The sequence below is a fragment of the Urinicoccus timonensis genome (genome assembly GCF_900232945.1).
GTDB lineage: Bacteria > Bacillota > Clostridia > Tissierellales > Peptoniphilaceae > Urinicoccus > Urinicoccus timonensis.
On record NZ_OCTU01000001.1, the window covers coordinates 78,185 to 101,033 of the forward strand.

Below are 22,849 nucleotides of genomic sequence, written 5' to 3' on the forward strand. Positions count from 1 at the left end.
GATGCGTGTAATACTAGGAATGAGCGGCGGCGTAGACTCATCTGTTGCCGCCTATATATTGAAGGAAAAAGGCTATGACGTCATAGGCCTTTTTATGAAAAATTGGGACGACACCGATGAATCTGGGGTCTGTACCGCAGAAAGAGACTATGAAGATGTGGCCCGGGTTGCTGACCAACTGGACATACCCTACTACTCCATTAATTTTGAAAAGGAATATTGGGACCGGGTCTTTAGCTACTTTTTAAATGAATACAAAAAAGACAGGACCCCTAATCCTGATGTCATGTGCAACAAGGAAATCAAGTTTAAGTCCTTTTTAGACTCGGCCATGAACCTGGGAGCCGACTACATTGCCATGGGCCACTATGCCCAAACCAGCCGGGACTCAGAGGGCAAGGTCCACCTCTTAAGAGGGGCAGATGACAACAAAGACCAAACCTACTTCCTCTCCCAACTCTCCCAGGACCAATTACAAAAGGCCATCTTCCCCATTGGAGACCTGACCAAGGCCCAGGTTCGAGCCATAGCCAAGGACCTGGACCTGGCAACGGCAGATAAAAAAGACTCCACAGGAGTTTGCTTTATCGGAGAGAGAAATTTTAACGAATTTTTGGCCAACTACCTTCCCAACCAACCGGGTCAGATGGTGACCCTGGATGGCAAGGTCATGGGCAAGCACAATGGCCTCATGTACTATACCATAGGCCAACGCCAAGGCCTGGGCATTGGTGGTGGAGGAGAAAGTGGAGAACCCTGGTTTGTCATTGGCAAGGACCTAAAGACCAAGACCCTCTATGTGGGCCAAGGGAAAAACCATCCCAACCTCTTTTCCGATTCCTGCCTGGCCAGTGACCTGAACTTTATCCAAGGCCAGGCCCCGGGAGACAGCTTTGACTGTACCGTCAAGGTCCGCTACCGGCAAAAAGATGTTCCCGCCCATGTGGACCTAAGGGGAGATAAGGCCCTGGTTCATTTTAAAGACAAGGTTCGGGGTGTCACACCGGGCCAGGCCGTGGTCTTCTACCAAGGCCAAGAGTGCCTGGGAGGTGGCCTCATTGATGAAGCCTATTTTCAGGGAGAAAAAAGACAATACCAATAAAAAACTCCAGCCTAGGCTGGAGTTTTCTTATGCTTATTTTAGAAAAGTCAACAAGACTTTTACCGGACAGAAGCCCCAAAGGGGAAAAGGGCCAGGCGAGCCTGTTTAAAGCATTGGAGGCCAAAGGGGATGCCGATAATGGTGACACAGAGGGCCAGGCCGTGGACTAGAAAGGCCAGGGCCAGTTCTAGGCCGCCGAAAATCAACCAAAGCAGGTTCAAGATGACATGGTCCTTGGGTCCGTGAGCTACTTCTTTGCCAAAGGGGCAAAGAGAGAGTCGGGCCAACTTAAAACATTGACGACCAATGGGAATCCCCACAATTGTAATCGACCACAAAATCCCCACAAAAAACCAGGACAGGGCCTGCCAAAAACCCGCAACAATGAGCCAGATAATATTGCCCAAACAATTCATGACCAACCTCCTTTTTTCCTATCTTAATAAAAAGAAGCAAGAAAAACAAGCAATTTAGACAAGTCTTTGACAAGAAGTATAAAGAAGTTGACATGAATTTGACATCTTTCCTTTAAGAAAATTTAACTTTTTTTACCTCTCCTTATCCTGTATACTAGAGTCAAGGAGGACTTATGAAACTAAGTGTATTTTACCAAGACCAAGAGGCCTACCCCAAGGAATTTTTAAAGGCCCTTTTAAAACGTCTCATCCAATGGGCCTACCTGGTTGGCCTGGCAGGCCTGGTTTTTTCCTTTCTATCCTACCGGGATGGAAGCACCTTCACTGCCGGGAGTCTTTTGGCAGCAGGGCTGATGTCCCTGGCCGTGGCTTTTTTCGTTCTACCCTTGACCCTAAAGGAATACAAGAGCCAGGTCAAGGCCTCAGCAGGAGAAGAAGACAAGGTTCTGGTTCGCTTTTATGAAGACTATCTGGAAATCCACCAAGGTCAAAGCCACCTGAGGATTGACTATAAAAATATTGAACGCATCTTTACAAGCCAAAATCTCTATATTTTCCAAATGGGGAAGAATTCAGGTTTTTACCTACCAAAAGATGCTCTGACCCCGGAAAAGGAGCAAGATTTTCAAGCTCTTTTACAGGGGCCCTTTAACAACCTGCCTAGAAAACCAAGAGGGTTTTTTAGTAATAAATAGTTTTTTTATCTTAAGGAGGAAAAAATGAAACACAAGAAGTTATTGTCCATGACTCTAGCTGCTGTGGTCCTGATGGGATCTCTCATCAACCTGGGACCAATCCAAGCAGCAGAAAGCACTGGATTAAAAACTGTGACAATTCTTCACACCAACGACACCCATGGTCGTGGAGTAGAAGACCAAAAGAAAGAAGAGCTGGGCTATGCCAAGCTAAAGACCTTCAAGTCTACCCTTGATAATGCCATCCTGGTAGATGCAGGGGACACCCTACACGGAACAACCTTTGCAACCATTTCCAAGGGACAATCCATTGTAGACTTAATGAATGAAACAGGCACAGATGTCTTCGCACCTGGTAACCATGACTTCAACTACGGGGCTGACCGCCTGGTAGAATTGGCCAAAGCTGGTAAATTCCAAACTCTTGCAGCCAATGTCATGAAGGGAAACAAGCTCTTGTTGGGAGACAACTATGTCAAAGAAATCAACGGTTTGAAAATCGGCTTCTTCGGCCTAGCCACTCCAGAAACAAAGACTAAATCTAACCCCTTAAATACTGTTGGGGTAGACTTCCTAGACTATATCACCGTAGCCAAACAACAAGTCCAAGCCCTTAAGGCAAAAAATGTAGACGCTATTGTTTGTGTAAGCCACTTAGGTTTAGATGAATCCAGTAGCCAACGGTCTGATCTTTTAGCAAAAAATGTTGAAGGAATTAACCTCATTATCGATGGTCACTCCCATACAAAATTAGACCAAGGAAAACTGGTTGGGGACACCCTAATTGCTCAAACAGGAGAACACTTCCACAACGTAGGTAAGGTAACCTTGACTTTTAAAGACAATAAACTGGTAGATAAAAATGCCAGCCTAGTTCCCTACAGCACTCTAAAGACTTTGACTCCAGATGAAAAAGTCCTAGACCTGATTAAAAAAGTAGAAGAGTCCAACAAACCCATCCTAGAAAAAATTGTGGGCCGGACAGACCTAGACCTAGTAGGAGAAAGAGAAAAAGTTCGTACAGGAGAAACCAACCTGGGCAACCTCTTAACAGACGCCATGTTGGATGTATCCGGAGCAGATGTAGCCATTACCAATGGTGGAGGAATTCGTGCGTCCATTCCAACTGGAGACATTACCATGGAACAAGTCATTACTTCCTTCCCCTTTGCCAACTATCCTGTAAAAATTAATGTAACAGGAGAAACCATCCTCAAGGCCCTAGAATATGGAGTAGACAAGGCTCCTGAAGTTGTCGGTAAATTCCCCCATGTTGGTGGAATGACCTTTAAATATGACAGCAAGCAAGCTCCAGGCCAAAGAGTTTTCGATGTCAAGGTAAAGGGCCAAGCTCTTGACCTCAACAAGACTTACAGCCTAGTAACTAACGACTTTATGGCAGTTGGTGGCGACGGATACGAAATGTTTAAGGGCAGCAAGGAAGTCGGTGCCTACCCACTTCTTTCTGAAGTTTTAGCAAAATATATCCAAAAACACTCTCCCATCAAGGCAAAAGTAGAAGGTAGAGTTGTAGAAGCAGCCAAGGAAGAAAAACAAGCAGTAAGCACTGGATTTACAGATATTGACAAGCACTGGGCCAAGGACAAAATCAACTATACAGTAGAAAAAGGCCTCTTTGCAGGAACTTCTAAGACAACCTTTGATCCCAATGGTAAGGTAACCCGAGCCATGTTTGTAACAACCCTGGGCCGTTTTGAAGAAAAATTAGCTCCCTTAACAGGAACTGACAAAAATGTCTTTAAAGACGTCCAAGGCGACACTTGGTATACAAAATATGTCAACTGGGCAGCTGCCAACAAGGTTGTTAGTGGATTTGAAGACGGAACCTTCAAACCAGACCAAGAAATCACCCGTCAAGAAATGGCATCCATGATTTCTCGCTATGTCTTTAACCTGAAAAAACAACCCCTTGTCCTTCTTTTACCTGAAAACTTCAAGGACGACAAGGAAATTGGATCTTGGGCTAGAGAAGCCATTTACAATGCCGTAGCCGGCCGTTTAATCTTTGGAACTCCTGAAGGAAACTTCCTACCAAAACAAGGAGCTACTCGAGGAGAATTGGCCAGCATCCTTTACAACTTAAGTGAAAACTTCACCTGGACCAAAAAAGACCAAGAAAAGCCAAAAGATGCCAAAGAAAAAGTAGAAAAACAAGAAGACAAGAAGGCCGCTGACAAGAAAGCAGCCTAAGCTAGTCTTAAGGGAGGGGGAAACCCCTCCCTTTTTATGTTTATAAGATCTAAGAGAATTTGACAAAGGCCTAGAAAATCCCCCCTATATCGAGTAAAATATTAGTCAATAGGGGGAGATTTTATGAGTAAAATGTTGAAGGCAGACCTAAGCCTTCTTTTTGTTGCCTTGACCTGGGGACTTTCCTACTACCTAGTGGATATTGTCATGGAGGACCTGAGAGTTTACGGGCAGAATGCCTACCGGTTTTTTATAGCCTTTGGATTTGCCCTGGTCTTGGGACGGGGCCGGCTGGCACCCTTAAAGGGAGATATTTTAAAACATAGTTTTATCATGGGGGCCATCCTATCTTGCGTCTACTTTGGCTCTACCATGGGGGTTAAGTACACCACCCTGTCCAATACAGCCTTTTTGTGCAGCTTGATGGTGATCTTTACCCCTATTTTTGCCACCCTCTACTATGGCAAGGCCCCCAGTAAAAAGACAATTTTTTGCGTTATTGTCTCCTTTATCGGGATCGCCTTTTTGACCCTGGGAGAGGACTTTAAGATCCAGATGTCCACCCTAAAGGGAGACTTGGTATCCATCTTGGCCGCTGTGGCCTATGCCAACCACCTCCTCTATACGGAAAGGACCGTGCGAAAATCCCCCCAAGATGCCTTTAGCCTCAGTGCCTACCAATTCCTCTTTGTAGGCTTGATTAACCTGGTCCTGATGGCCATCTTTGAAAAACCGGGCCTGCCCTCTAGTGGAATGACCTGGTTTGCCCTGATCTTCTTATCGGTTTTCTGTACAGGATTGGCCTTTATCCTCCAAACCTTGGCCCAAAGAGATACTACGGCCAGCCATGTAGGGGTTATCTTTTCCCTGGAGCCAGTCTTTGCCAGTATTTTTGCCTATATCCTCTTGGGGGAAGTCCTCCTGCCTAGGGCCTATTTTGGAGCCTTCCTAATGCTGGCCAGTGTCATCCTTATGGAACTACCTGGGAAAAAAGAAAGGCTTAAGACTCAAAACCAGGATGGAGAAGGAAAAACTGTCTGAAAAATAAAAAGGAGAGAAAAATGGAAATTCGTCAACTAACCCTGAAAGACTTTGACAAGTACCGGGAGATTTCTTACCGGTCCTACCCCAGCATCCGAGACTTTTCACCCCAAGGCTATCAAGACTACGACCAGTCTGTCCAAGCCTTGATGGAAGGCCAAAATGAAGAACTTTTTTTCGGAGCCATAGAAGATGGAAAAGTCGTGGGCATCATGCGCCACATCCTCTTTCAAATGAACATCTTCGGCAAGATGGAAGAAGTCGGGGGCTTTGGCTACCTGGGAGTAGACCCCTTCTACAAGAGACGAGGCATTGCAGGACAACTCCTGGCCTATTTTGAAAAGACAGCCCTGGAAAGAGGCAACCATACCGCCATCCTCCTGCCCTTTAGGCCAGACTTTTACCACAAGTTTGGCTACGGATTTTTGGGCAAGATGAACCAATACCAAGTCCAAACCAGCTACCTGCCCCAAAAACCCGACCAAGTCACCGTGAGAGAGATCAAGGCCCAAGAAGCCCTGACCTTCCGGAAAAATGCCACAGGAGTCCTCCATGGCATGACCCAGGTTCTGGCCATTGAAGAAGAGGACTTCCAAGACAACTTGAAAAACATCTATATCGGGGCCTTCCTGGACAAAAAACTCATTGCCTATGGAAAATACCACTGGAAATCCCTCAATGAAGAAAACTATACCCAAAATGCCATTGTCCTTTCCGACCTCTTGTCCATCCATCCCCTGGGAATCCAGGGAGTCTTGAGCCATCTAAGGGCCCAATCGGACCAAGCCCGGTATGTGGACTTTTTCAGCCATCAAAAAAACCTGGAACAAATCCTCAATAACCCCACCGACCAGTCCCACCACTACTTTGCCAATGGCTACATCCAGACCAACATCCAAGCCATTGGACTGATGGCCAAGATCTTAGACCCCTGTGCCTTTTACCAGGCCCACTACCAAGACCAAGGGGCCATTGAAATTCGAACAGAGGACAAGGTCTACCGGACAGGGACCAACCCCAAATATAGCTTCTACCTGCCCCAAGCCTGCCTGGCCCCCTTACTTTTTAAAGAAATCTCCTTTCGACAATTCCTAGACCTAGGCCTGGCCCAAGCAGGCCCGGACGACCTTAAGGCCCTGGAAGAAATCTTCCCAGGGGGCTATACCATCTACAACAACGCCGATTTTTAAGACAAGATAAAGAAAAGTCAAAGAATGTCAAAACCCCTTTTCAGGCCATAAAGATTGGGGTAAAATAAGCTTGTAAGACAAACCTGTAAAATAAGGAGGAAGCTTATGATTACAATGGAAAAAATTGACTATGTTATGGCAGCTACAGGAAAAAGCTATGAAGAAGTCCGCCAAGCTCTTTTAGATGTAGACGGAGATGCAGACCAAGCCATTGAAAACCTCAAGGCAGGTCAAGGAAGTTTCAAGGACCAAGACATCTTTAACCAAGAAGATAGAGAAGAAAAGCAAGAAAATACAAGCCGTGACAATGTCCAAGACTTTGTAGACCAAGTAGTCCAAGCCATTAAAGACATTTGGCACAGGGGAAATGCCAGCCGACTGGTGGTAGAAAACAGCAAGGGCGACACCGTTTTAAGCCTCAGCTTAAACGTATCTGCCATTGCCTTTGTCATCGAACCCCTAATCGGCATCATTGGCCTGGGAGCTACCGTCATTACCAGCTACAATATCAAAATCTATATGGACAATGGGGACATTATCGACATCAAAGAATACATCGGCTTAAAAAAATAAGCCTATTACCTACAGGACCAAAGCGACTTTTGAATGAATCTTCAGAAGTCGCTTTTTTAGTGGACCTTTAGCCCCAGTCATAGTAAAATAAGCAATAAGATACAATAAGTCACCGGACCACAGACCCGGAATCCAATCAATAAAGGAGCAAGCCCTTGGCTAAAAAATTAAAAGAAGTAACCATAGAAAGAACCCAATATCCCAATCTGTCCCTGGCCAAAGACCAAGACCAAAACTTTCGCTTCAAGGGAGGTCTTCCCGGCCAAAAAGTGGAGATCATCCCCATGAAAAGACGGCCCAACTACACCCGGGCCAAAATTAGACAAATCCTGGAAGATGCCCCCTATGAGACCGACCCCGGCTGCCCGGCCCATGGCCGGTGTGGTGGCTGCATCTACCAAAAAACCCCCTATGAAATCCAACACGCCATCAAGGAAGCCCAGCTAAAAGACCTCTACCAAGACTATTGGACCCAAGACAGTCGCTTGGAAGAAGCCGTAGACCACAAGCACTACCGCAATAAAATGGAATACACCTTTGGCGACCAAGTCAAGGGAGGTCCCCTGGTTTTAGGCCTCCATCGCCGCTTCCATATGCACGAAATTGTTGACACCACAGGATGTCGGATTGCTCCGGAAGACTTCGAAACAATCCGAGCCTATACCCAAAACTTTTACCGGGAAAGAAAAGTCCCCTACTACCATCGGATGGCCAAGAAAGGCACCCTCCGCCACCTGGTCTTGAGAAAAAGCTTCCGAGAAAAAAGGATCATGGTCAACCTGGTCACCCGGTCTCAGGGAGAAATCTACCTGGAAGACTATATCCGAGGCTTGGAGGACCTAGACCTGGACTGCACCATCTCCTCCATCTACCACACCATCAACGACCAGGCTGGAGATGCCGTCATCTGCGACCAGCTCATCCATGTTAAAGGAGACGACGGCATCCATGAAAAACTCCTGGGCCTGGACTTTAAAATCACCCCCTTTTCCTTCTTCCAACCCAACCCCCTGGGAGTGGAAAAAATCTACCAAAAAGCCCTGGACTATGCCGGCCAAACCCAGGGAAAATCCATCTTTGACCTCTATTCCGGCACAGGAACCCTGGCCCAAATCCTGGCCAGCCAAGCCCAAAGCGTCTATGCCGTGGAAATCGTCCAAGACGCCGTAGACAATGCCAGGGAAATGGCCAAGAAAAACAAGTTGGATAATATAACCTTTGTCTGTGATGATGTGGGAAAAGCCCTGGAAGACTACCAAGGCCAGGTGGACACCATCCTGGTAGACCCGCCGAGAGTGGGCCTCTTGCCCCAGGCCATGAAAAACATCCTCAAGGCCCAGGCTCAAAAAATCGTCTACATCTCCTGTAACCCCAAGACCCAAAAAGACAACCTGGACCAATTCGTGGAAAATGGCTACCGGGTGGAAAAACTCTGCGCCTTTGACCAGTTCCCGGGAACAGTCCATATAGAATCAGTGGTTCTTCTTGAGAAAATAAAATAAATTTTTAAAAGCAAGCAGATCCGTAAAGGGTCTGTTTTTAATATAAGTGGTAATGGTATACTATAAATATGATTATTAATTTATAGTCTCAAATTTTTTATAGACGAATGCTATAAAATAAAATAATTTAATAGATTTCAAATAATTAAATTAAACTCCCTATCAGATGTTTTGCTAACGCTATCTAGTCTTTATGGGAATCTAGCTTAAGGAGTGTTGTATTTTAAATGAAAAATAAAAACAGGAAACATTTAATAATAGTGACTTTAATGATAGGATTGATATTTATAACTGCTTGTTCTAGAGAAAAAAATGTTAAAAGTGAAGAGTTTCATTTGTTTAAAGAAGAGATGTCATCAAATAAAAAAATAGGTGAGATTCAAATAAAATTTTTAAGACCATCCTTATATATTAATTTTGTTACATCTGAAAATTTTGAAATTAATGATGTAAAAAAAGTAATAGATAAATTAAAGCCATTCATAAATACCAATCACATGGATGAAATTGCAAGCAAATATTGGGCAAAAGATACAAAAGTATCTACTGTATATACCTCTTTTTATAATGGGAAAATAGATAAGAATGACACAAGAAAGAATCTCGTGTACAGCATATATACAAATTACTATAAAACTCATGTTGTTGATGATAATCCTTTAAATATAGATGCTTATAGCACATGGTTTATAGAAGTTGATGGGAACGAATATCAACTTGAGGATTACTTAGACGGAAATCATTAAATAATACCTCCTCTTTGTCTAGCTATTAATTTTTGAGGTAGTCGAAATAGACAACTAATTATATATAATTAGTTTGGAAAATTATATAAGAAATAGAAGATTTGAAAATAGATTTAAATGTGTTTTATAATACTTAACAGTACCCGACACGTCTTTTAGTATAATGCGAACCAAGTCGGGTCTTTTGGTTATAAGAAGAAATAATGTGAAGAAATCTCACTAATCTCCCACAAATGTAAGCAAGCAAGTAAAAATTTTATTGTTTTATAGAATAGAATAATAGATGAATTCATAAATTAAAATAGATTTGATGGTTTACCTAAGATGCTTAAAAGCATGGGGTGGTATGGATGGAGAATAGATGAATTTCAGTTAGATATATAAAAAGAAAGAATATGTAGTTAAATAGTAGTCTTTTGGGGTTTGATTTTAAATCCTAAAAGACTATTTTTGTGCTCATAATGATTTATGAGAATAAACATATGAAAATTCATATTATTAATTCATTTTATTAGGTCTTAGATTAATTGAAATATAAAGAGGATGATTTTAATTGTCTTACGTTTAGCAATGTGGTATAATTTCATCAAAATGATAGAAATACACCACAAAGGAGTAAACTATGAATAAATATAAACTAATTTATGGATCCCTAGGGTTGTTATCAGCGTTAGGAATTTTAGGGGCCTATATAGAGAATAAACTTTTTTTATGTTTTTTTGCATTTTTAATACATTTCAAATATCTATTTATTGATATTGACGAGATGTTGGAAGACTACACAAATAAATCTGCCGCATTTTCATTTTTTGCTGGAAATTTAGTTTTTGTAATAATAAGCCTATATAAATTTTTTGTCCTAAATTATGGATTATATGAATCTTTTATATTTGCCTTAATACTAGCTTGGACTATATCGATTTTTGTATATACGATATTAATTATAATTTATGAGTTTAGAGAAAAGCTAGGTATGAGAAATGATTGAAAATAGAATAAAAGAATATAGGGCAAAGTATAATTTTACACAAGCTGATTTGGCGAAATTAGTGGGTGTTAGAAGAGAAACTATAGGAAATTTAGAGAATGGCCGTTATAATCCATCTTTGGAATTGGCTTGGAATATTGCCAAGATATTTAATGTGAGTATTGAAGATATTTTTAACGTTATAGATGAATAGGGGATATTTATGAGGATTTTTATTAAACTAGCATCATATCTTAAATGGGTAGGATTATTTGGTTTCTTCGGATTTGTTTTTGATAGTCAATTATGGAAAATTTTATGGGGATTTTGGATATTTGGTTTTTTTGAGTTATTATTTACTTTGCCAATTTTCATTCAATCTTTAGGACAACTTTTTGCAATGTTCGCTATTCCGTTAAAAAACAATCCTGTCCCTAGTGTTTCAAATTATAAAAGCGGTATTCAGTACTCCTTACCCTTCAAAGGGAAATGGACAGTAGTTAATGGGGGTGTGGATAAGGAATTATCACACTCTTGGAGTATTAACGCTCAAAGATATGCTTATGACTTCATAAAGTTAGATGACAAACTAAAGAGTTATAATGGGGACAGAAAAAAACTAGAAAATTATTATTGTTATCAAAGGGATATAATAGCTCCAGCAGACGGTATAGTAGTTGAAGTATCTAATAAATGCAAAGATAGTAAGATTATGTGGAATAATTCTACAGACCCTTTAATAAGAGATATCAGAGGAAATTACATTGTAATCAAACATATGGAGAATGAGTATTCTCTAATTTGCCATATAAAGCCAAATAGCTTTTTAGTAAAAAAAGGCGATACAGTAAAAAGATATCAAAAATTAGCCGAGTGTGGAAATTCAGGCAATACAACGGAACCTCATATACATTTTCATGTACAAAATAGAAAAGGCTTTGTACTATCAGCTGGACTTCCGATTGAGTTTAAAGACATAAAAGTAGATAAAATAGAAGATTATAATAGGTATGATTCAAGACAAATTAATTCGGGTTTTGACTATTCTATGTATAAAGGAAAATATATTCATAGGGGGCAAATTGTGAGTAATATTTTAGAATAAATTTACTATCAAAAATTTATATAGATATATTTCCACATACGAGACTTTTGAGAAATTTCAAATTTTATCAATACTGACCACTCAAGCCATGTGGAAGCGGTGGCGTTGATGTCAAGGTAATAAAATTAAGTAAAATCAAATTAACAGACTTCTAGGATGATAAGAAATCTTAGAAATCATTATTTTTTAAAATATATTGTGAAGAAATATTAATAAAATTTTTCATAACAAAGATTTACTGAAACTGACTCTTAAAAATAGCCAATGGAGGACATCCAGTTCTAGGATGGATGATGGATAATATCTTCATACGAACTGATCCTGCTGGAAATATAAAAGCAGATAAGGAAAAATCTACTGAGAAGATAGATGGAGTAATTGCTACAATCATGGCCCTTGATAGGGCTATAAGGTGTGGTAATGATACAAGTGAATCTGTATACGACGACAGAGGGATAATAGTTTTCTAAATTGGGTATATATTTTAAAATATTATAGGGAGGTACAGATAAATGATTAATACAAATAGTTTTCTAAATAACTAAGAGAGGAAAAGAAATCCTCTCAAAAAAGTATAGGAGGATTTATGATATATATAAAAAACTTAATAAAAACTTTGCCAGATAGAAGACTATTTGAAATTGATAGTTTATCAATAGATGAAAATGATAAGATAGCCTTAATAGGTGAGAATGGAACGGGTAAAACTACTCTTTTAAGAATAATATTAGGCTTAGATAAAGACTATACTGGTCAAGTAAGAGTGGATAGAGAACTGGGTTATTTATTAAATTATGATGTTAAAGTCAACGACTTTTCTGATGAAATCTATTCTAGATCACAGCTAAGTATTGATGGTAACTATAGTCCAGGAGAGGCACAAAGATTAAAGCTAACAGGTATATTATCTGATAGTTTTAAATTTCTATTAATAGATGAGCCTACATCTCACTTAGACTTAAATCAAAAGGAAGAACTTATAAAAAAAGCTAAATTCAAGAAAAGTTGGATATCTTCTAATTTCCCATGATCGTGATTTCATAAATAAAACTTGTAAAAAGATTTTAGAATTAAAGAACGGAAAAATTGAAGAATATAATGGAGACTACAAATTCTATCTTGAAGAAAGAGAAAAAAGACTTAAGTTTAAAGAAAAAGAGTATTCGAATTTTATAAAAGAAAAAAGAAGACTTGAAAATTTAGCTAGCAATATAAAAGACCAATCATCAAAAGTAAGAACCACGCCTAAAAGGATGGGAAACTCAGAAGCAAGACTCCATAAAATGGGCGATCAAGAAAACAAGAAAAAACTAGATAAACAAGTAAAATCTGTAGAATCCAGAATAGATCAACTAGAAGTAAAAGAAAAACCTAAAGAAGAAACAGAAATACAACTATCCATTCCAGATAATAAACAACTTCACTCTAAAATCTTGATAAGAGGAGAAAATCTAAATAAAGAGTTTGGAAATAAGATTTTATTTGAAAAATCTAACTTTCAAATACAAAACAATTCTAAAACAGCTCTTATAGGAGAAAATGGAAGTGGAAAAACCACCCTTTTAAACATGATTCTAAATCAAGAAAATGTATGGGTGCATCCAAATCTTAAAATAGGTTATTTTAGTCAAATGAGTGATATTTTAGAAGAAGACGCTGATATCTTAGCAAATGTAATAAATACGTCTATATATGATGAAACAATGACTAGGATTGTTCTTGCAAGATTAGGATTTAAGACTAATGATGTCTACAAGATTGTAAGTATTTTAAGTGATGGAGAAAAAGCCAAGGTAAAATTGGCTAAAATATTAACATCTGATTTTAACTATCTTATTTTTGATGAACCAACAAACTTTTTAGATATAAATGCTATAGAAAGCTTGGAAAATCTATTGAAATCTTATGATAGACCATTTATATTTGTAAGCCATGATGAGGAGTTTATAAATAACCTAGCAGATACACTTTTAATTATAGAAGATAAAAAAACTAAAAATTTTAAAGGTAATTTATCACAATATAAAAATAGAAATAAGAAGAAAATAAATGGTAAGGAGAGTAATAGTTTATTACTTGATTTTAGAATATCTTCCATAAGTTCTAGACTAGCAATGGAGATACCTAAAGAGGAAAGAAAAAAACTAGAGGAAGAATATAATAAGCTCATTGAAGAAAGAAAAAAATAAATTTTAGCATCTACAAAAGTAGGTGCTTTTCTTATGGCTAATTTTAGGAGGTAGTAATATAAACATTTTAAATTTAATATTTAAGTCGAGAGACAAACCTAAAGACGGGGAGAGGATATCTTCATCGTCTTTTTTATTTGTAAGAAATATAGCTGGAAGGAATATCAACGGATTTACTGACATGCAAAGAACAAACGTATATTCATATGTGAGAGTTCTTGCTGAAACCTTAGCAGGGCTTCCTCTTCATTTATATAAAAGGAGTTTATTGTTTGTGAAGTAGCTATGATAATAAAGAATAAAAATTAATCAACATATTTACCTATACTAGGCTTTTTAGGAATATGAAGTTTTATCTATACTGACCTATCAAGCCACGTGGAATGTATATTTTTGTTGACTAAAACACACAAGTAAAAGTGTGAAAAAGCTTTGAAATGATGGAAAACAGATAAAAACGAGTAATGAGTGAGGTAAATCATGGCATACGAAAAGAAAAGCATTAGAACAATAATAGATGATGCAAATAGTAGAAGAGTCTACCTTCCTGCTATTCAAAGAAAATATGTGTGGGGAGATGCACAGATTACAAGATTAATGGATTCTATCATGCTTGGATATCCTATTGGAACTTTTCTTTTTTGGAGAGTTAAGAAGACTATTGTGAACCAAAAAGAGTATTCAATGTATGAATTAATAAAAGATTACCATGAAAGAGATGCGTATAAGAATCCGGCTGCACCACAGCCGTTCCCAGTTGGTAGTGGAGATGAAACAATCTGTGCAGTTTTGGATGGCCAGCAGAGATTGACTTCTCTATACATAGCTTTGCAAGGAAGTATGAGCAGAAAACTTCCAAACAAAAGATGGAAGAATGATGATGCATTTCCGAAAAAAGAATTGTACTTTGATTTGCACAGTGAAAAAACTGATGAAGCAGACATTTCTTACGAATTTAAATTTTAACAGCAGAAGATGCTGCAAAGAATAAGGACGATAAGCTTTGGTATTTTGTAAAAGATATCCTTAAGTATTCAGCTGAAGATTTATTAACAGAGGTCATCATTCCTAATGGATGGGCAACCGACAAAGTCGCAACAAAGAATATTTCTCTTTTGCATACAAGACTGGTTACTGATGAAATCATCAACTACTTTGAAGTAGTTGATGATTCGATAGACAGTGTATTGGATATTTTCGTTAGAGTAAATTCTGGTGGAACCGTTCTTTCAAAGAGCGACTTATTATTCTCTACCATTGTTTCTTATTGGGATAAGGCAAGGGATGAAATTGATAAGTTGCTTTCTGAAATAAATAAGAAAGGCGAAGGATTCAAGTTCTCTAATGACTTTATAATGCGTACCTGTTTGTATCTTTTAGATATGTCCGTAGCATTAAAAGTAGAAACATTCAAAAAAGATAGTATACTAAAAATCAAAGAAAACTGGGATTCAATCCGAAAAGCTATCAATGATACTGTTGATTTGTTAAATGAATTCGGATTTAATTCGGAGAACATGATTTCTTATGTGGCTGTTTCGCCTATGGTTTACTACAGATATAAAGGTGGTAATTTTGATTCGAGCAGTAAAGCTGAATTAAGAAAATATATTGTAATTGCACAGGTAAGACAAATTTTTGGCGCTGCGTCAAATTCTGCACTGACAAGCATAAGAGAGGCATTGAAGGCAGCACCATCTAATTCATTTAGTATGAAAAATCTAAATGGGATTAGATTCACAGGTGACAGAACTCTTAGATATACTGTGGATGAGATTGATGCAATGTTTGACACATATGAGATTGGTGCCTATACATTTATGTTGTTATCTCTTATGTATCCAAATTTGAAATATAGTCAGAAAGGTTTCCATCAAGATCATATGCATCCGTATACAGGATTTGAAGAAGGCAAGATTAAAGACTTAGTGTTGCCGGATGGAACAGTGATTGATGATGATACTAAAGAAGATTGGCGTAGAAGAAGGAATACATTAGCAAACTTTCAATTGTTGGAAGGTAGAGAGAATGAATCCAAGAATGCGACACCACTTGTAGATTGGTTGAAGATTACTGAAAATAGTGAAAATGCTAAGTACCTTCCTAGTGATGTTTCTTATGAACTTGCAAACTTTGAAGAGTTTATGGAGAAACGTCAGAAGCTGATGAGCAAGGCATTAAAGGACATTCTTTTATAGCATTTGCCTTTATTAACAATAGGACAAACTGAAAATAGATTATTCTTTCTGGATGAAAGATTCGAACAGGGACTTCCGTTTGATGAGAATGAAACATTATACATTGGAAAGTCGATAGCTGGATTGAAGTTGAATCGGTCGGCACAGAATCCGATTACATATCTGTATACACTTGAGAAAGATAAAAATTATATTTAATGAAATTGACAAATCGGGATTTATAGGAAGTGTGACAAGAAAGCCAAAACGGTATACTGGGAAAAAAGATTAAGAAAAGAATAAAGAGCTGGTTTTAATTGTAAAATTTATGGGGAACTAACATCAGTTTATTGACATAAATTTAGAAATAAGTACAATAATAGTTGAGTAATTGTTCAACTATTATTATTTGAAGGTGAATATATGTCAAAAACGTCTTATATTTGTAATTGCGATGTAATTCATGAGGATATTGTGAATGATGTGAAATCCAAGATGCAGCCAAAAGATGATTATATCCAGTTGGCTTCTTTGTTTAAGCTATTTGGAGATGGAACTAGAGTACAAATCTTACACGCTCTAGAACAGAGTGAGATGTGTGTATGTGATCTTGCAGTGCTACTGGGGGTAACAAAATCTGCAATTTCGCATCAGTTAAAGGCATTACGCCTAGCGAATCTGGTAAAATTCCGTAAAGAAGCACAGATAGTTTACTACTCGCTGGCAGATGATCATGTGAAAGAGATTATTGACAAGGGGTTTGAGCATCTTTGGCAGAAACAATAATTTTTAATATTATAGTTGAGTAATTGAGCAATTAAACAAATTATAAGGATATTATCATGAAACGCATATTTCTATTAAAAGGGTTGGACTGTCCGAACTGCTCCACAAAAATTGAAAAAGAAGTCGGAGAATTGGATGGAGTACAATCCTCAGTTGTAAATTTGATGAAGCAGACGCTGACAATCAATGTTGCTCCAGCTGCCGCAGATACGATAGCCAGTCAGATTGAAACGATTGTTCATAGTCATGAGCCCGATGTGGAAGTTCAGGAAGAAACCGTTATGAATGTTACAAAGAGTTATTCGTTAAAAGGATTGGATTGTCCGAATTGTTCTGCAAAAATTGAAAAAGAAGTCGGAGAATTGGATGGAGTACAATCCTCAGTTGTAAATTTGATGAAGCAGACGTTGACAATCAATGTTGCTCCAGTTGCCGCAAATACAATAGCCAGTCAGATTGAAACGATTGTCCACAGCCATGAGCCAGATGTAGAAGTTTCCGAAATTGCACAGGAATCTTATATACCGGGAAAAAAGCAGGAGGCCAATGAATCCTATAACAATGAGGACAAGAAGTTGACGATTCGTTTAGCGATTGGCGCAGCAATCTATGGTATTGGTATGGCATTGCCAGTTTTTGCGAAAGTGCCACTGCCTGTCGAGTTAGTTTTTCTCATTGTCTCCTATATTATTCTTGGCGGGGATGTTGTATGGCAAGCTGTGAGGAATATTTCAAAGGGACGTGTGTTTGATGAACATTTCCTGATGAGCGTTTCTACGATTGGTGCTTTTGTCATTGGTGAATATCCGGAAGCAGTTGCTGTTATGCTGTTCTATCAAATTGGTGAATTTTCCCAGTCATTGGCTGTTGAGCGTTCCAGAAAATCTATATCAGATTTAATGGATATACGTCCGGATTGTGCTACAGTCAGAAGGAACGGAGAATTGATTACCATATCTCCTGAAAGTGTTGCCATTGGCGAGATTATTATTGTAAAGCCTGGTGAAAAAATCCCATTAGACGGTGTGGTATTGGATGGAGATTCTATGCTGGATACGAGGGCTTTAACTGGAGAATCGGTTCCGAGAAGCGTTCATAAAGGAGACGAAGCACTTTCCGGTTGTATGAATCAGACGGGTGTTTTAACGATTAAGACAACGAAAGCATTTGGTGAATCTACTGCTTCAAAGATTATTGATCTTGTGGAGAATGCGTCCAGTAGAAAAGCACCAACAGAAAATTTCATTACTACATTTGCACGTTATTACACTCCTGTTGTTGTAATCTTAGCAGCTATTCTGGCAATTCTGCCACCGATCCTTCTTGGTGGAGGTTGGACAGAGTGGATTCGCAGAGGATTTGTTTTCCTTGTGGTATCTTGCCCATGTGCATTGGTCATTTCAATCCCGCTGACTTTCTTCGGAGGTATTGGTGCGGCATCTAAACGAGGTGTTCTTGTAAAAGGAAGTAATTATTTAGAGGCGCTTAATAATGTCAGCATTATTGTGTTCGATAAAACTGGAACACTTACAAAGGGTGTTTTCAATGTGACTGATATTCTGTCTGCCAATGGATTTTCAAAAGAACAGGTTCTGGAGTATGCGGTCCAGGCAGAGAGCTTTTCTAACCATCCTATTGCAAAATCCATTCTCTCTGCTTATGGAAAAGAAATTGACCAATCAGTTATCTCTGATTACAAGGAAATTTCCGGATATGGAATCAGTGCCATGGCAGGAAAGAAGAAAGTTTATGCCGGCAATACGAAACTTATGGATTCAGAGCATGTGGAGTACACAGCCTGTGAAAAAGTTGGTACAAAGGTTTATGTAGCGGTAGATGGTCAATATGCCGGATGCATTCTGATAACAGATGAAGTAAAGCCGGACAGCAAAAAAGCAATTTCTGATTTGAAACATATCGGTGTGGAAAAAACAGTCATGCTTACTGGTGATGATGAAAAAATCGGAAAGGCTGTTGCGGAAGAATTGCAGTTGGATGAATATTATGCACAACTGTTTCCTGATCAAAAAGTGGAAAAGGTTGAGCTTTTAGACAGTAAAAAGAGACAGGGAAGCAAATTAGCTTTTGTTGGTGATGGTATCAATGACGCTCCTGTCCTTGCTCGTGCGGATGTTGGTATCGCAATGGGTGGTCTTGGTTCAGATGCGGCCATTGAAGCTGCGGATGTGGTTCTGATGACAGATGAACCATCTAAGCTGGTGGATGCGATTGATGTGGCAAAAGTGACAAAGCAAATTGTCATGCAGAATATAGTGATTGCCCTTGGAATTAAGAGTGTGTTCCTGATCCTTGGTGCTCTGGGTATAGCTGGAATGTGGGAAGCTGTATTTGGTGATGTAGGCGTTACCATAATTGCCGTTTTGAACGCAATGAGGATTTTAAAAAAATAAGAAACGAGGTGGCAATGTGAAACGGAAATTGATTCTGTTAGCAGTTACAATTGTTTTTCTTGCAGGTTTCGGTGTACTTTTGCACTCACCGCCCTCTATGATTGATGCAGTCACAGGAGTAACACCGAAAGCAAAAAAAGCTGCCCAAGCCGCCGCACAGTTGGAAGGCTCTTATGTTCTCGGTATTAATATGATGTCAGATGGTCTCGACAATGAGAACACCCGGAATAAATTAAAAGAATTGGCACTGGACGATTCGAAAACAAATGAAACAGATCTCATGAAAACGGACATTAGTTTTCGGTTATATGTATCTGAGACGGATTATCCGCTTGTCAGTTATGCTAAGAAACTATGTGATAGGTTGAAACAGGCCGGTTTTTTCGTAGATCTGAAAGAGTACAGTAACACAATGATGCTATCAAGAGTGGTAAGTGGAAAGTATGATGTATTCCTGGCATCGGATGATTTTATTGACGTTACAACGCTAACACAGATGGACTATATGATTATGGGCAGCGAAGAAATGAGGTGAGCGGGAATTTATGAGAAAATGGAATACGATTTTGTCTGTTTTAATGCTTCTCATTTTTATGATTCATGGAATCATGGGCAGCTTTATGCTGAACGGAGTTGGAAGTAGTGCAGGGAAACTTCTTGCATGGATTGGTGTTGGTATTCTTGTTGTGCATACGGTGATTGGTGTCATCCTGACGGTTCAGAGTTTACAGACAGCGAAGCAATCAGGAAAAATGTATCTGAAACAAAACGTCATATTTTGGGCGAGACGAGCCAGTGGGATGGCAATACTGATTCTGCTGTTATTCCATATTGGCTTGTTTGGAAAGGTGCAGAATGGGACATATATTTTGTTCCCTTTTACAACTGTAAAGATGGTAACTCAGCTTTTGTTCGTAGCGGCAATCTTTGTTCATATTTTTATCAATATCCGCCCATTGCTCGTATCACTGGGAATCATCAGTTATAAAGAACGAAGGAGTGATATTTATTTGATCCTTTCGGTGCTTCTTCTTTTTATAGCGGGAGCGGTTATTTTATATTATATTGGGTGGCAATATCTATGAGTAAGACAATTATTATTATAGGTGCTGGACTGGCAGGACTTTCAGCGGCTTTGCAGGCAGCGGAAAATGGATGCAATGTAAAACTGGTTTCCTCCCTTCCGTCAGAGCGGGCACAGTCTGTTATGGCGGAGGGCGGTATCAACGCAGCTTTGAATACAAAAGATGAAAACGACAGTCCCGAAGAACATTTTACAGATACAATAAAGGCAGCATGTGGTCTGGCAGATCCAAATGCAGTTTGGGGAATGACACAGGCAGCACCGGAGCTGGTGCACTGGCTGCTAAAACTTGGAGTTAAATTTAACATGAGTGGCTATAATGATGTGGATCTGCGGAATTTTGGCGGGCAGAAAAAGAAACGGACTGCTTTTGCACAGAGCGATACCGGGAAGCAGATCATGACAGCTATGATAGACGCTGTTCGCAGGAAAGAAGCATCTGGTATGGTAGAACGGTTCAGCCATCATTCTTTCCTAACACTTCGTCTGTGTGGCAATATTTGTTGTGGCTGCGTAATCAGGGATGAATACAGTCAGGAGACTGTGGAATTACCGGGGGATGCGGTTATTGTTGCCACCGGTGGTATGCACGGATTGTTTGGAAATACAACGGGTTCGCTGAGCAATACAGGAGAAGTCACCGCAAAATTGTTCCGGCTTGGTGTTCCTCTGGCAAATGGCGAGATGATCCAGTATCATCCGACAACTGTGAAATGTGGTGGAAAACGCATGCTCATCAGCGAGGCGGCCAGAGGGGAAGGTGGCAGGTTGTTTGCCATGAAAGATGGAAAACAATGGTATTTCATGGAGGAAAAATACCCGGAGCTTGGAAATCTGATGCCACGAGATATTACCGCCAGAGAGATATGGAAGGTCAGCCATGAATCAGAGGTATTTCTTGACATGACGGAAATATCGGAGGAGATTATTTCAAATAAGCTATCTGGTCTGGCAGACGATTGTATGACCTATCTGCATAAAGATATACGAAAGGAACCGGTGTCTGTTTTACCGGGAATTCACTATTTTATGGGAGGCATTCTGGTGGATGAGCAGCACAGAACGCCGATTCAGAATCTTTGCGCTGCTGGAGAATGCTGTGCCCAATATCATGGTGCCAACCGTCTTGGTGGAAATTCTCTGTTAGGAGCGTTATACGGAGGGCGTGTTGCGGCAAAATCAGCATGCGAACAGGCAGATGTAGTAGATCTATCTTGTGCGACACAGATAGATTTTCCGCCAGCGTCTCAAATTTCAGAAATAAAGCAATTAAACAAAGTGATGCAGGAGACTATGGGCGTTGTCAGAAATGAGAATACGTTGTTAAATGGGATTCAAACGGTACAAGCGCTGACAGGAAATCTTCCATTGCTTGGCATGGCAGTTCTAAAGAGTGCTCTTGCAAGAAAAGAAAGCCGTGGTGCACACTGGCGGGAGGATTATCCGAAGAGCAATGACGATGATTACCTTAAAACAACGGTAGCCAGATTTGATGGAAAGCAGATACAGATTTCCTTTGTACCTGTTCCAGAAAGGCGGTGATTCACTTGGTATATAAAATAAGAATCAGGCGGCAGGAGAGTCAGAAATCAGACAGTTATTGGCAGGAATTTGAGTATGACGGAAGCAAAAACAGCTCTGTTGCCACTGTTCTAAAGGAATTGAACAGTAGAACCCCTTTGAAAGATAACTCAGGAAATATAGTTACTCCCATCAGCTGGGAATGTAGCTGTATGGTGCGAAAATGTGGGGCTTGCGCCATGCTGATTAACGAACGTCCGAGGTTGGCATGCTCTACATTTCTACATACGTTAAAAGGTTCTACAATCATCTTGGAACCTTTAAGCAAATTTCCGCTTGTAAGAGATTTGATCGTTGACCGGTCAAATCTGTTTGAAAATTTGAAAAAACTGAACCTTTGGCTTGAAAGTGAAGCTTATATGAGTTCGTGGACACATGAACCGAGATACCAGTCGGCACGCTGTCTGATGTGTGGCTGTTGCCTTGAAGTGTGTCCTAACTTCTCTGCAAATGGGACTTTCGCAGGCACTGTTGCTGCAGTCAACGCATTTCGGATTCTGGATGAAGAACAGGAAAGCACTCATTTGAATGAGATTTCTGCTGAATATAAGAAGAGATTTTTTGAAGGATGCGGGAAGTCGTTATCTTGTCATGATATTTGTCCGATTTGTCTGCCTGTGGAAGAACTGCTTGTAAGGTCGAATGCAGCGGCTGTTTGGGGCAAATAAAATGGATGATAAAAGCTATAATGAATGTATGAAGAGAATCAAAAACTTGATTCTCTTTTTTAAAATAAATACATTGATAAATATCTATGTATATATTATATTGAACATAGACAATGATCAATGTGAGGTGTCAATATGAATGCAATGGATGTGGCTTTGATATGCAAGGCTTTGAGCGATGCGAACAGGCTGGAAATTGTACAGATGCTGTCGGATGGAGAAAAGTGCGGGTGTAAACTTTTGGAAAGATTTGAAATTACCCAGCCAACTTTATCCCATCATATGAAGATATTGGTAGGATGCGGCCTTGTGAATGATCGTAAGGAAGGAAAATGGCATCACTATTCTTTGAATTGTGAGACATTGATGAATTACAAACACTTTATAGAATCCCTTACTTGACTT

General features: G+C 39.5%; 24 protein-coding genes. 23 read left to right on the plus strand and 1 reads right to left on the minus strand.

Annotated features, from left to right (window positions below):
- The first annotated feature begins 1 nt into the window (after window position 1).
- Entirely contained in the window at window positions 2–1,102 is a 1,101-nt protein-coding gene (mnmA, locus tag CS898_RS00280) for a tRNA 2-thiouridine(34) synthase MnmA (RefSeq protein WP_009431279.1), read from the plus strand.
- Between the two features lie 59 nt (window positions 1,103–1,161).
- Here mnmA and CS898_RS00285 read toward each other — a convergent pair whose 3' ends face one another.
- Entirely contained in the window at window positions 1,162–1,518 is a 357-nt protein-coding gene (locus CS898_RS00285; protein ID WP_009431781.1) for a YccF domain-containing protein, read from the minus strand.
- Window positions 1,519–1,691: 173 nt separating this feature from the next.
- On the opposite strand from CS898_RS00285, the gene CS898_RS00290 reads away from it, so the two are divergent.
- The 22 genes from CS898_RS00290 (at window position 1,692) to CS898_RS00395 (ending at window position 22,846) form a co-directional block, all read left to right on the plus strand.
- A complete protein-coding gene (locus tag CS898_RS00290; protein WP_099207702.1) occupies window positions 1,692–2,213 on the plus strand; it encodes a YcxB family protein in 522 nt (173 codons plus the stop codon).
- 24 nt (window positions 2,214–2,237) lie between these two features.
- Window positions 2,238–4,424 (plus strand): 5'-nucleotidase C-terminal domain-containing protein, encoded by a 2,187-nt coding sequence (locus CS898_RS00295; RefSeq protein ID WP_099207703.1) that lies wholly within the window; start codon window positions 2,238–2,240, stop codon window positions 4,422–4,424.
- 123 nt (window positions 4,425–4,547) lie between these two features.
- Window positions 4,548–5,465: a DMT family transporter gene (locus tag CS898_RS00300; protein WP_099207704.1), complete on the plus strand. Its 918-nt coding sequence runs from the start codon at window positions 4,548–4,550 to the stop codon at window positions 5,463–5,465.
- A 20-nt stretch (window positions 5,466–5,485) separates the two neighbouring features.
- Window positions 5,486–6,655, plus strand: coding sequence for a GNAT family N-acetyltransferase (locus CS898_RS00305; RefSeq protein WP_099207705.1), 1,170 nt, complete (start codon window positions 5,486–5,488; stop codon window positions 6,653–6,655).
- A 105-nt stretch (window positions 6,656–6,760) separates the two neighbouring features.
- The gene (locus CS898_RS00310; protein ID WP_099207706.1) at window positions 6,761–7,228 is read left to right on the plus strand and encodes a DUF4342 domain-containing protein; all 468 of its coding nucleotides are present in this window, start codon (window positions 6,761–6,763) and stop codon (window positions 7,226–7,228) included.
- 155 nt (window positions 7,229–7,383) lie between these two features.
- Window positions 7,384–8,730, plus strand: coding sequence for a 23S rRNA (uracil(1939)-C(5))-methyltransferase RlmD (gene rlmD, locus CS898_RS00315; RefSeq protein WP_234975983.1), 1,347 nt, complete (start codon window positions 7,384–7,386; stop codon window positions 8,728–8,730).
- Window positions 8,731–8,957: 227 nt separating this feature from the next.
- A complete protein-coding gene (locus CS898_RS00320) occupies window positions 8,958–9,476 on the plus strand; it encodes a hypothetical protein (RefSeq protein WP_099207707.1) in 519 nt (172 codons plus the stop codon).
- A 622-nt stretch (window positions 9,477–10,098) separates the two neighbouring features.
- Window positions 10,099–10,464, plus strand: coding sequence for a DUF3796 domain-containing protein (locus CS898_RS00325; protein WP_099207708.1), 366 nt, complete (start codon window positions 10,099–10,101; stop codon window positions 10,462–10,464).
- Complete coding sequence (locus CS898_RS00330; RefSeq protein WP_054253891.1) at window positions 10,457–10,657, plus strand: helix-turn-helix transcriptional regulator; 201 nt, start codon at window positions 10,457–10,459, stop codon at window positions 10,655–10,657. The genes CS898_RS00325 and CS898_RS00330 overlap by 8 nt, the downstream gene beginning before the upstream one ends.
- A gap of 9 nt (window positions 10,658–10,666) precedes the next feature.
- Window positions 10,667–11,548, plus strand: a complete 882-nt coding sequence (locus CS898_RS00335) for a M23 family metallopeptidase (protein WP_099207709.1) — start codon at window positions 10,667–10,669, stop codon at window positions 11,546–11,548.
- A gap of 257 nt (window positions 11,549–11,805) precedes the next feature.
- Window positions 11,806–12,018: a terminase TerL endonuclease subunit gene (locus CS898_RS00340; protein WP_442478225.1), complete on the plus strand. Its 213-nt coding sequence runs from the start codon at window positions 11,806–11,808 to the stop codon at window positions 12,016–12,018.
- Between the two features lie 116 nt (window positions 12,019–12,134).
- Window positions 12,135–12,578, plus strand: a complete 444-nt coding sequence (locus CS898_RS09935; RefSeq protein ID WP_234975985.1) for an ATP-binding cassette domain-containing protein — start codon at window positions 12,135–12,137, stop codon at window positions 12,576–12,578.
- Window positions 12,579–12,831: 253 nt separating this feature from the next.
- Window positions 12,832–13,737 (plus strand): ATP-binding cassette domain-containing protein, encoded by a 906-nt coding sequence (locus tag CS898_RS09945; RefSeq protein WP_234975986.1) that lies wholly within the window; start codon window positions 12,832–12,834, stop codon window positions 13,735–13,737.
- Window positions 13,738–14,217: 480 nt separating this feature from the next.
- Window positions 14,218–14,703, plus strand: a complete 486-nt coding sequence (locus CS898_RS09855; protein ID WP_200807597.1) for a DUF262 domain-containing protein — start codon at window positions 14,218–14,220, stop codon at window positions 14,701–14,703.
- A gap of 149 nt (window positions 14,704–14,852) precedes the next feature.
- Window positions 14,853–15,935 carry a hypothetical protein gene (locus CS898_RS09860; protein WP_200807598.1) on the plus strand — a complete coding sequence of 361 codons (1,083 nt, stop codon included), beginning with the start codon at window positions 14,853–14,855 and terminating at the stop codon, window positions 15,933–15,935.
- A gap of 453 nt (window positions 15,936–16,388) precedes the next feature.
- The gene (locus CS898_RS00365; protein WP_442478222.1) at window positions 16,389–16,700 is read left to right on the plus strand and encodes an ArsR/SmtB family transcription factor; all 312 of its coding nucleotides are present in this window, start codon (window positions 16,389–16,391) and stop codon (window positions 16,698–16,700) included.
- Window positions 16,701–16,756: 56 nt separating this feature from the next.
- Window positions 16,757–19,111: a heavy metal translocating P-type ATPase gene (locus tag CS898_RS00370; RefSeq protein WP_099207710.1), complete on the plus strand. Its 2,355-nt coding sequence runs from the start codon at window positions 16,757–16,759 to the stop codon at window positions 19,109–19,111.
- A 16-nt stretch (window positions 19,112–19,127) separates the two neighbouring features.
- Window positions 19,128–19,646, plus strand: coding sequence for a DUF6921 family protein (locus tag CS898_RS00375; protein ID WP_099207711.1), 519 nt, complete (start codon window positions 19,128–19,130; stop codon window positions 19,644–19,646).
- Between the two features lie 10 nt (window positions 19,647–19,656).
- Window positions 19,657–20,196, plus strand: a complete 540-nt coding sequence (locus CS898_RS00380) for a hypothetical protein (RefSeq protein ID WP_009203875.1) — start codon at window positions 19,657–19,659, stop codon at window positions 20,194–20,196.
- Window positions 20,193–21,737, plus strand: coding sequence for an FAD-binding protein (locus CS898_RS00385; RefSeq protein ID WP_099207712.1), 1,545 nt, complete (start codon window positions 20,193–20,195; stop codon window positions 21,735–21,737). Before CS898_RS00380 ends, CS898_RS00385 begins: the two co-directional genes overlap by 4 nt.
- On the plus strand, window positions 21,734–22,444 hold the full coding sequence (locus CS898_RS00390; RefSeq protein WP_234975987.1) for a succinate dehydrogenase/fumarate reductase iron-sulfur subunit: 711 nt from the start codon (window positions 21,734–21,736) through the stop codon (window positions 22,442–22,444). Before CS898_RS00385 ends, CS898_RS00390 begins: the two co-directional genes overlap by 4 nt.
- A 135-nt stretch (window positions 22,445–22,579) precedes the next feature.
- A complete protein-coding gene (locus CS898_RS00395; RefSeq protein ID WP_099207713.1) occupies window positions 22,580–22,846 on the plus strand; it encodes an ArsR/SmtB family transcription factor in 267 nt (88 codons plus the stop codon).
- Window positions 22,847–22,849: the final 3 nt, after the last annotated feature.

What these genes read in the sequence shown, in the direction of transcription:
- CS898_RS00385 (WP_099207712.1), top strand. Translation starts at nt 20,193, where the DNA reads ATGAGTAAGACAATTATTATTATAGGTGCTGGACTGGCAGGACTTTCA.
- CS898_RS00330 (WP_054253891.1), top strand. Translation starts at nt 10,457, where the DNA reads ATGATTGAAAATAGAATAAAAGAATATAGGGCAAAGTATAATTTTACA.
- CS898_RS00320 (WP_099207707.1), top strand. Translation starts at nt 8,958, where the DNA reads ATGAAAAATAAAAACAGGAAACATTTAATAATAGTGACTTTAATGATA.
- CS898_RS00395 (WP_099207713.1), top strand. Translation starts at nt 22,580, where the DNA reads ATGAATGCAATGGATGTGGCTTTGATATGCAAGGCTTTGAGCGATGCG.
- CS898_RS09855 (WP_200807597.1), top strand. Translation starts at nt 14,218, where the DNA reads ATGGCATACGAAAAGAAAAGCATTAGAACAATAATAGATGATGCAAAT.
- CS898_RS00285 (WP_009431781.1), bottom strand. Translation starts at nt 1,518, where the DNA reads ATGAATTGTTTGGGCAATATTATCTGGCTCATTGTTGCGGGTTTTTGG.
- CS898_RS00335 (WP_099207709.1), top strand. Translation starts at nt 10,667, where the DNA reads ATGAGGATTTTTATTAAACTAGCATCATATCTTAAATGGGTAGGATTA.
- CS898_RS00305 (WP_099207705.1), top strand. Translation starts at nt 5,486, where the DNA reads ATGGAAATTCGTCAACTAACCCTGAAAGACTTTGACAAGTACCGGGAG.
- CS898_RS00380 (WP_009203875.1), top strand. Translation starts at nt 19,657, where the DNA reads ATGAGAAAATGGAATACGATTTTGTCTGTTTTAATGCTTCTCATTTTT.
- CS898_RS00325 (WP_099207708.1), top strand. Translation starts at nt 10,099, where the DNA reads ATGAATAAATATAAACTAATTTATGGATCCCTAGGGTTGTTATCAGCG.
- CS898_RS00370 (WP_099207710.1), top strand. Translation starts at nt 16,757, where the DNA reads ATGAAACGCATATTTCTATTAAAAGGGTTGGACTGTCCGAACTGCTCC.
- CS898_RS00290 (WP_099207702.1), top strand. Translation starts at nt 1,692, where the DNA reads ATGAAACTAAGTGTATTTTACCAAGACCAAGAGGCCTACCCCAAGGAA.
- CS898_RS09945 (WP_234975986.1), top strand. Translation starts at nt 12,832, where the DNA reads ATGGGCGATCAAGAAAACAAGAAAAAACTAGATAAACAAGTAAAATCT.
- CS898_RS00295 (WP_099207703.1), top strand. Translation starts at nt 2,238, where the DNA reads ATGAAACACAAGAAGTTATTGTCCATGACTCTAGCTGCTGTGGTCCTG.
- CS898_RS00300 (WP_099207704.1), top strand. Translation starts at nt 4,548, where the DNA reads ATGAGTAAAATGTTGAAGGCAGACCTAAGCCTTCTTTTTGTTGCCTTG.
- CS898_RS00310 (WP_099207706.1), top strand. Translation starts at nt 6,761, where the DNA reads ATGATTACAATGGAAAAAATTGACTATGTTATGGCAGCTACAGGAAAA.
- CS898_RS09935 (WP_234975985.1), top strand. Translation starts at nt 12,135, where the DNA reads ATGATATATATAAAAAACTTAATAAAAACTTTGCCAGATAGAAGACTA.
- mnmA (WP_009431279.1), top strand. Translation starts at nt 2, where the DNA reads ATGCGTGTAATACTAGGAATGAGCGGCGGCGTAGACTCATCTGTTGCC.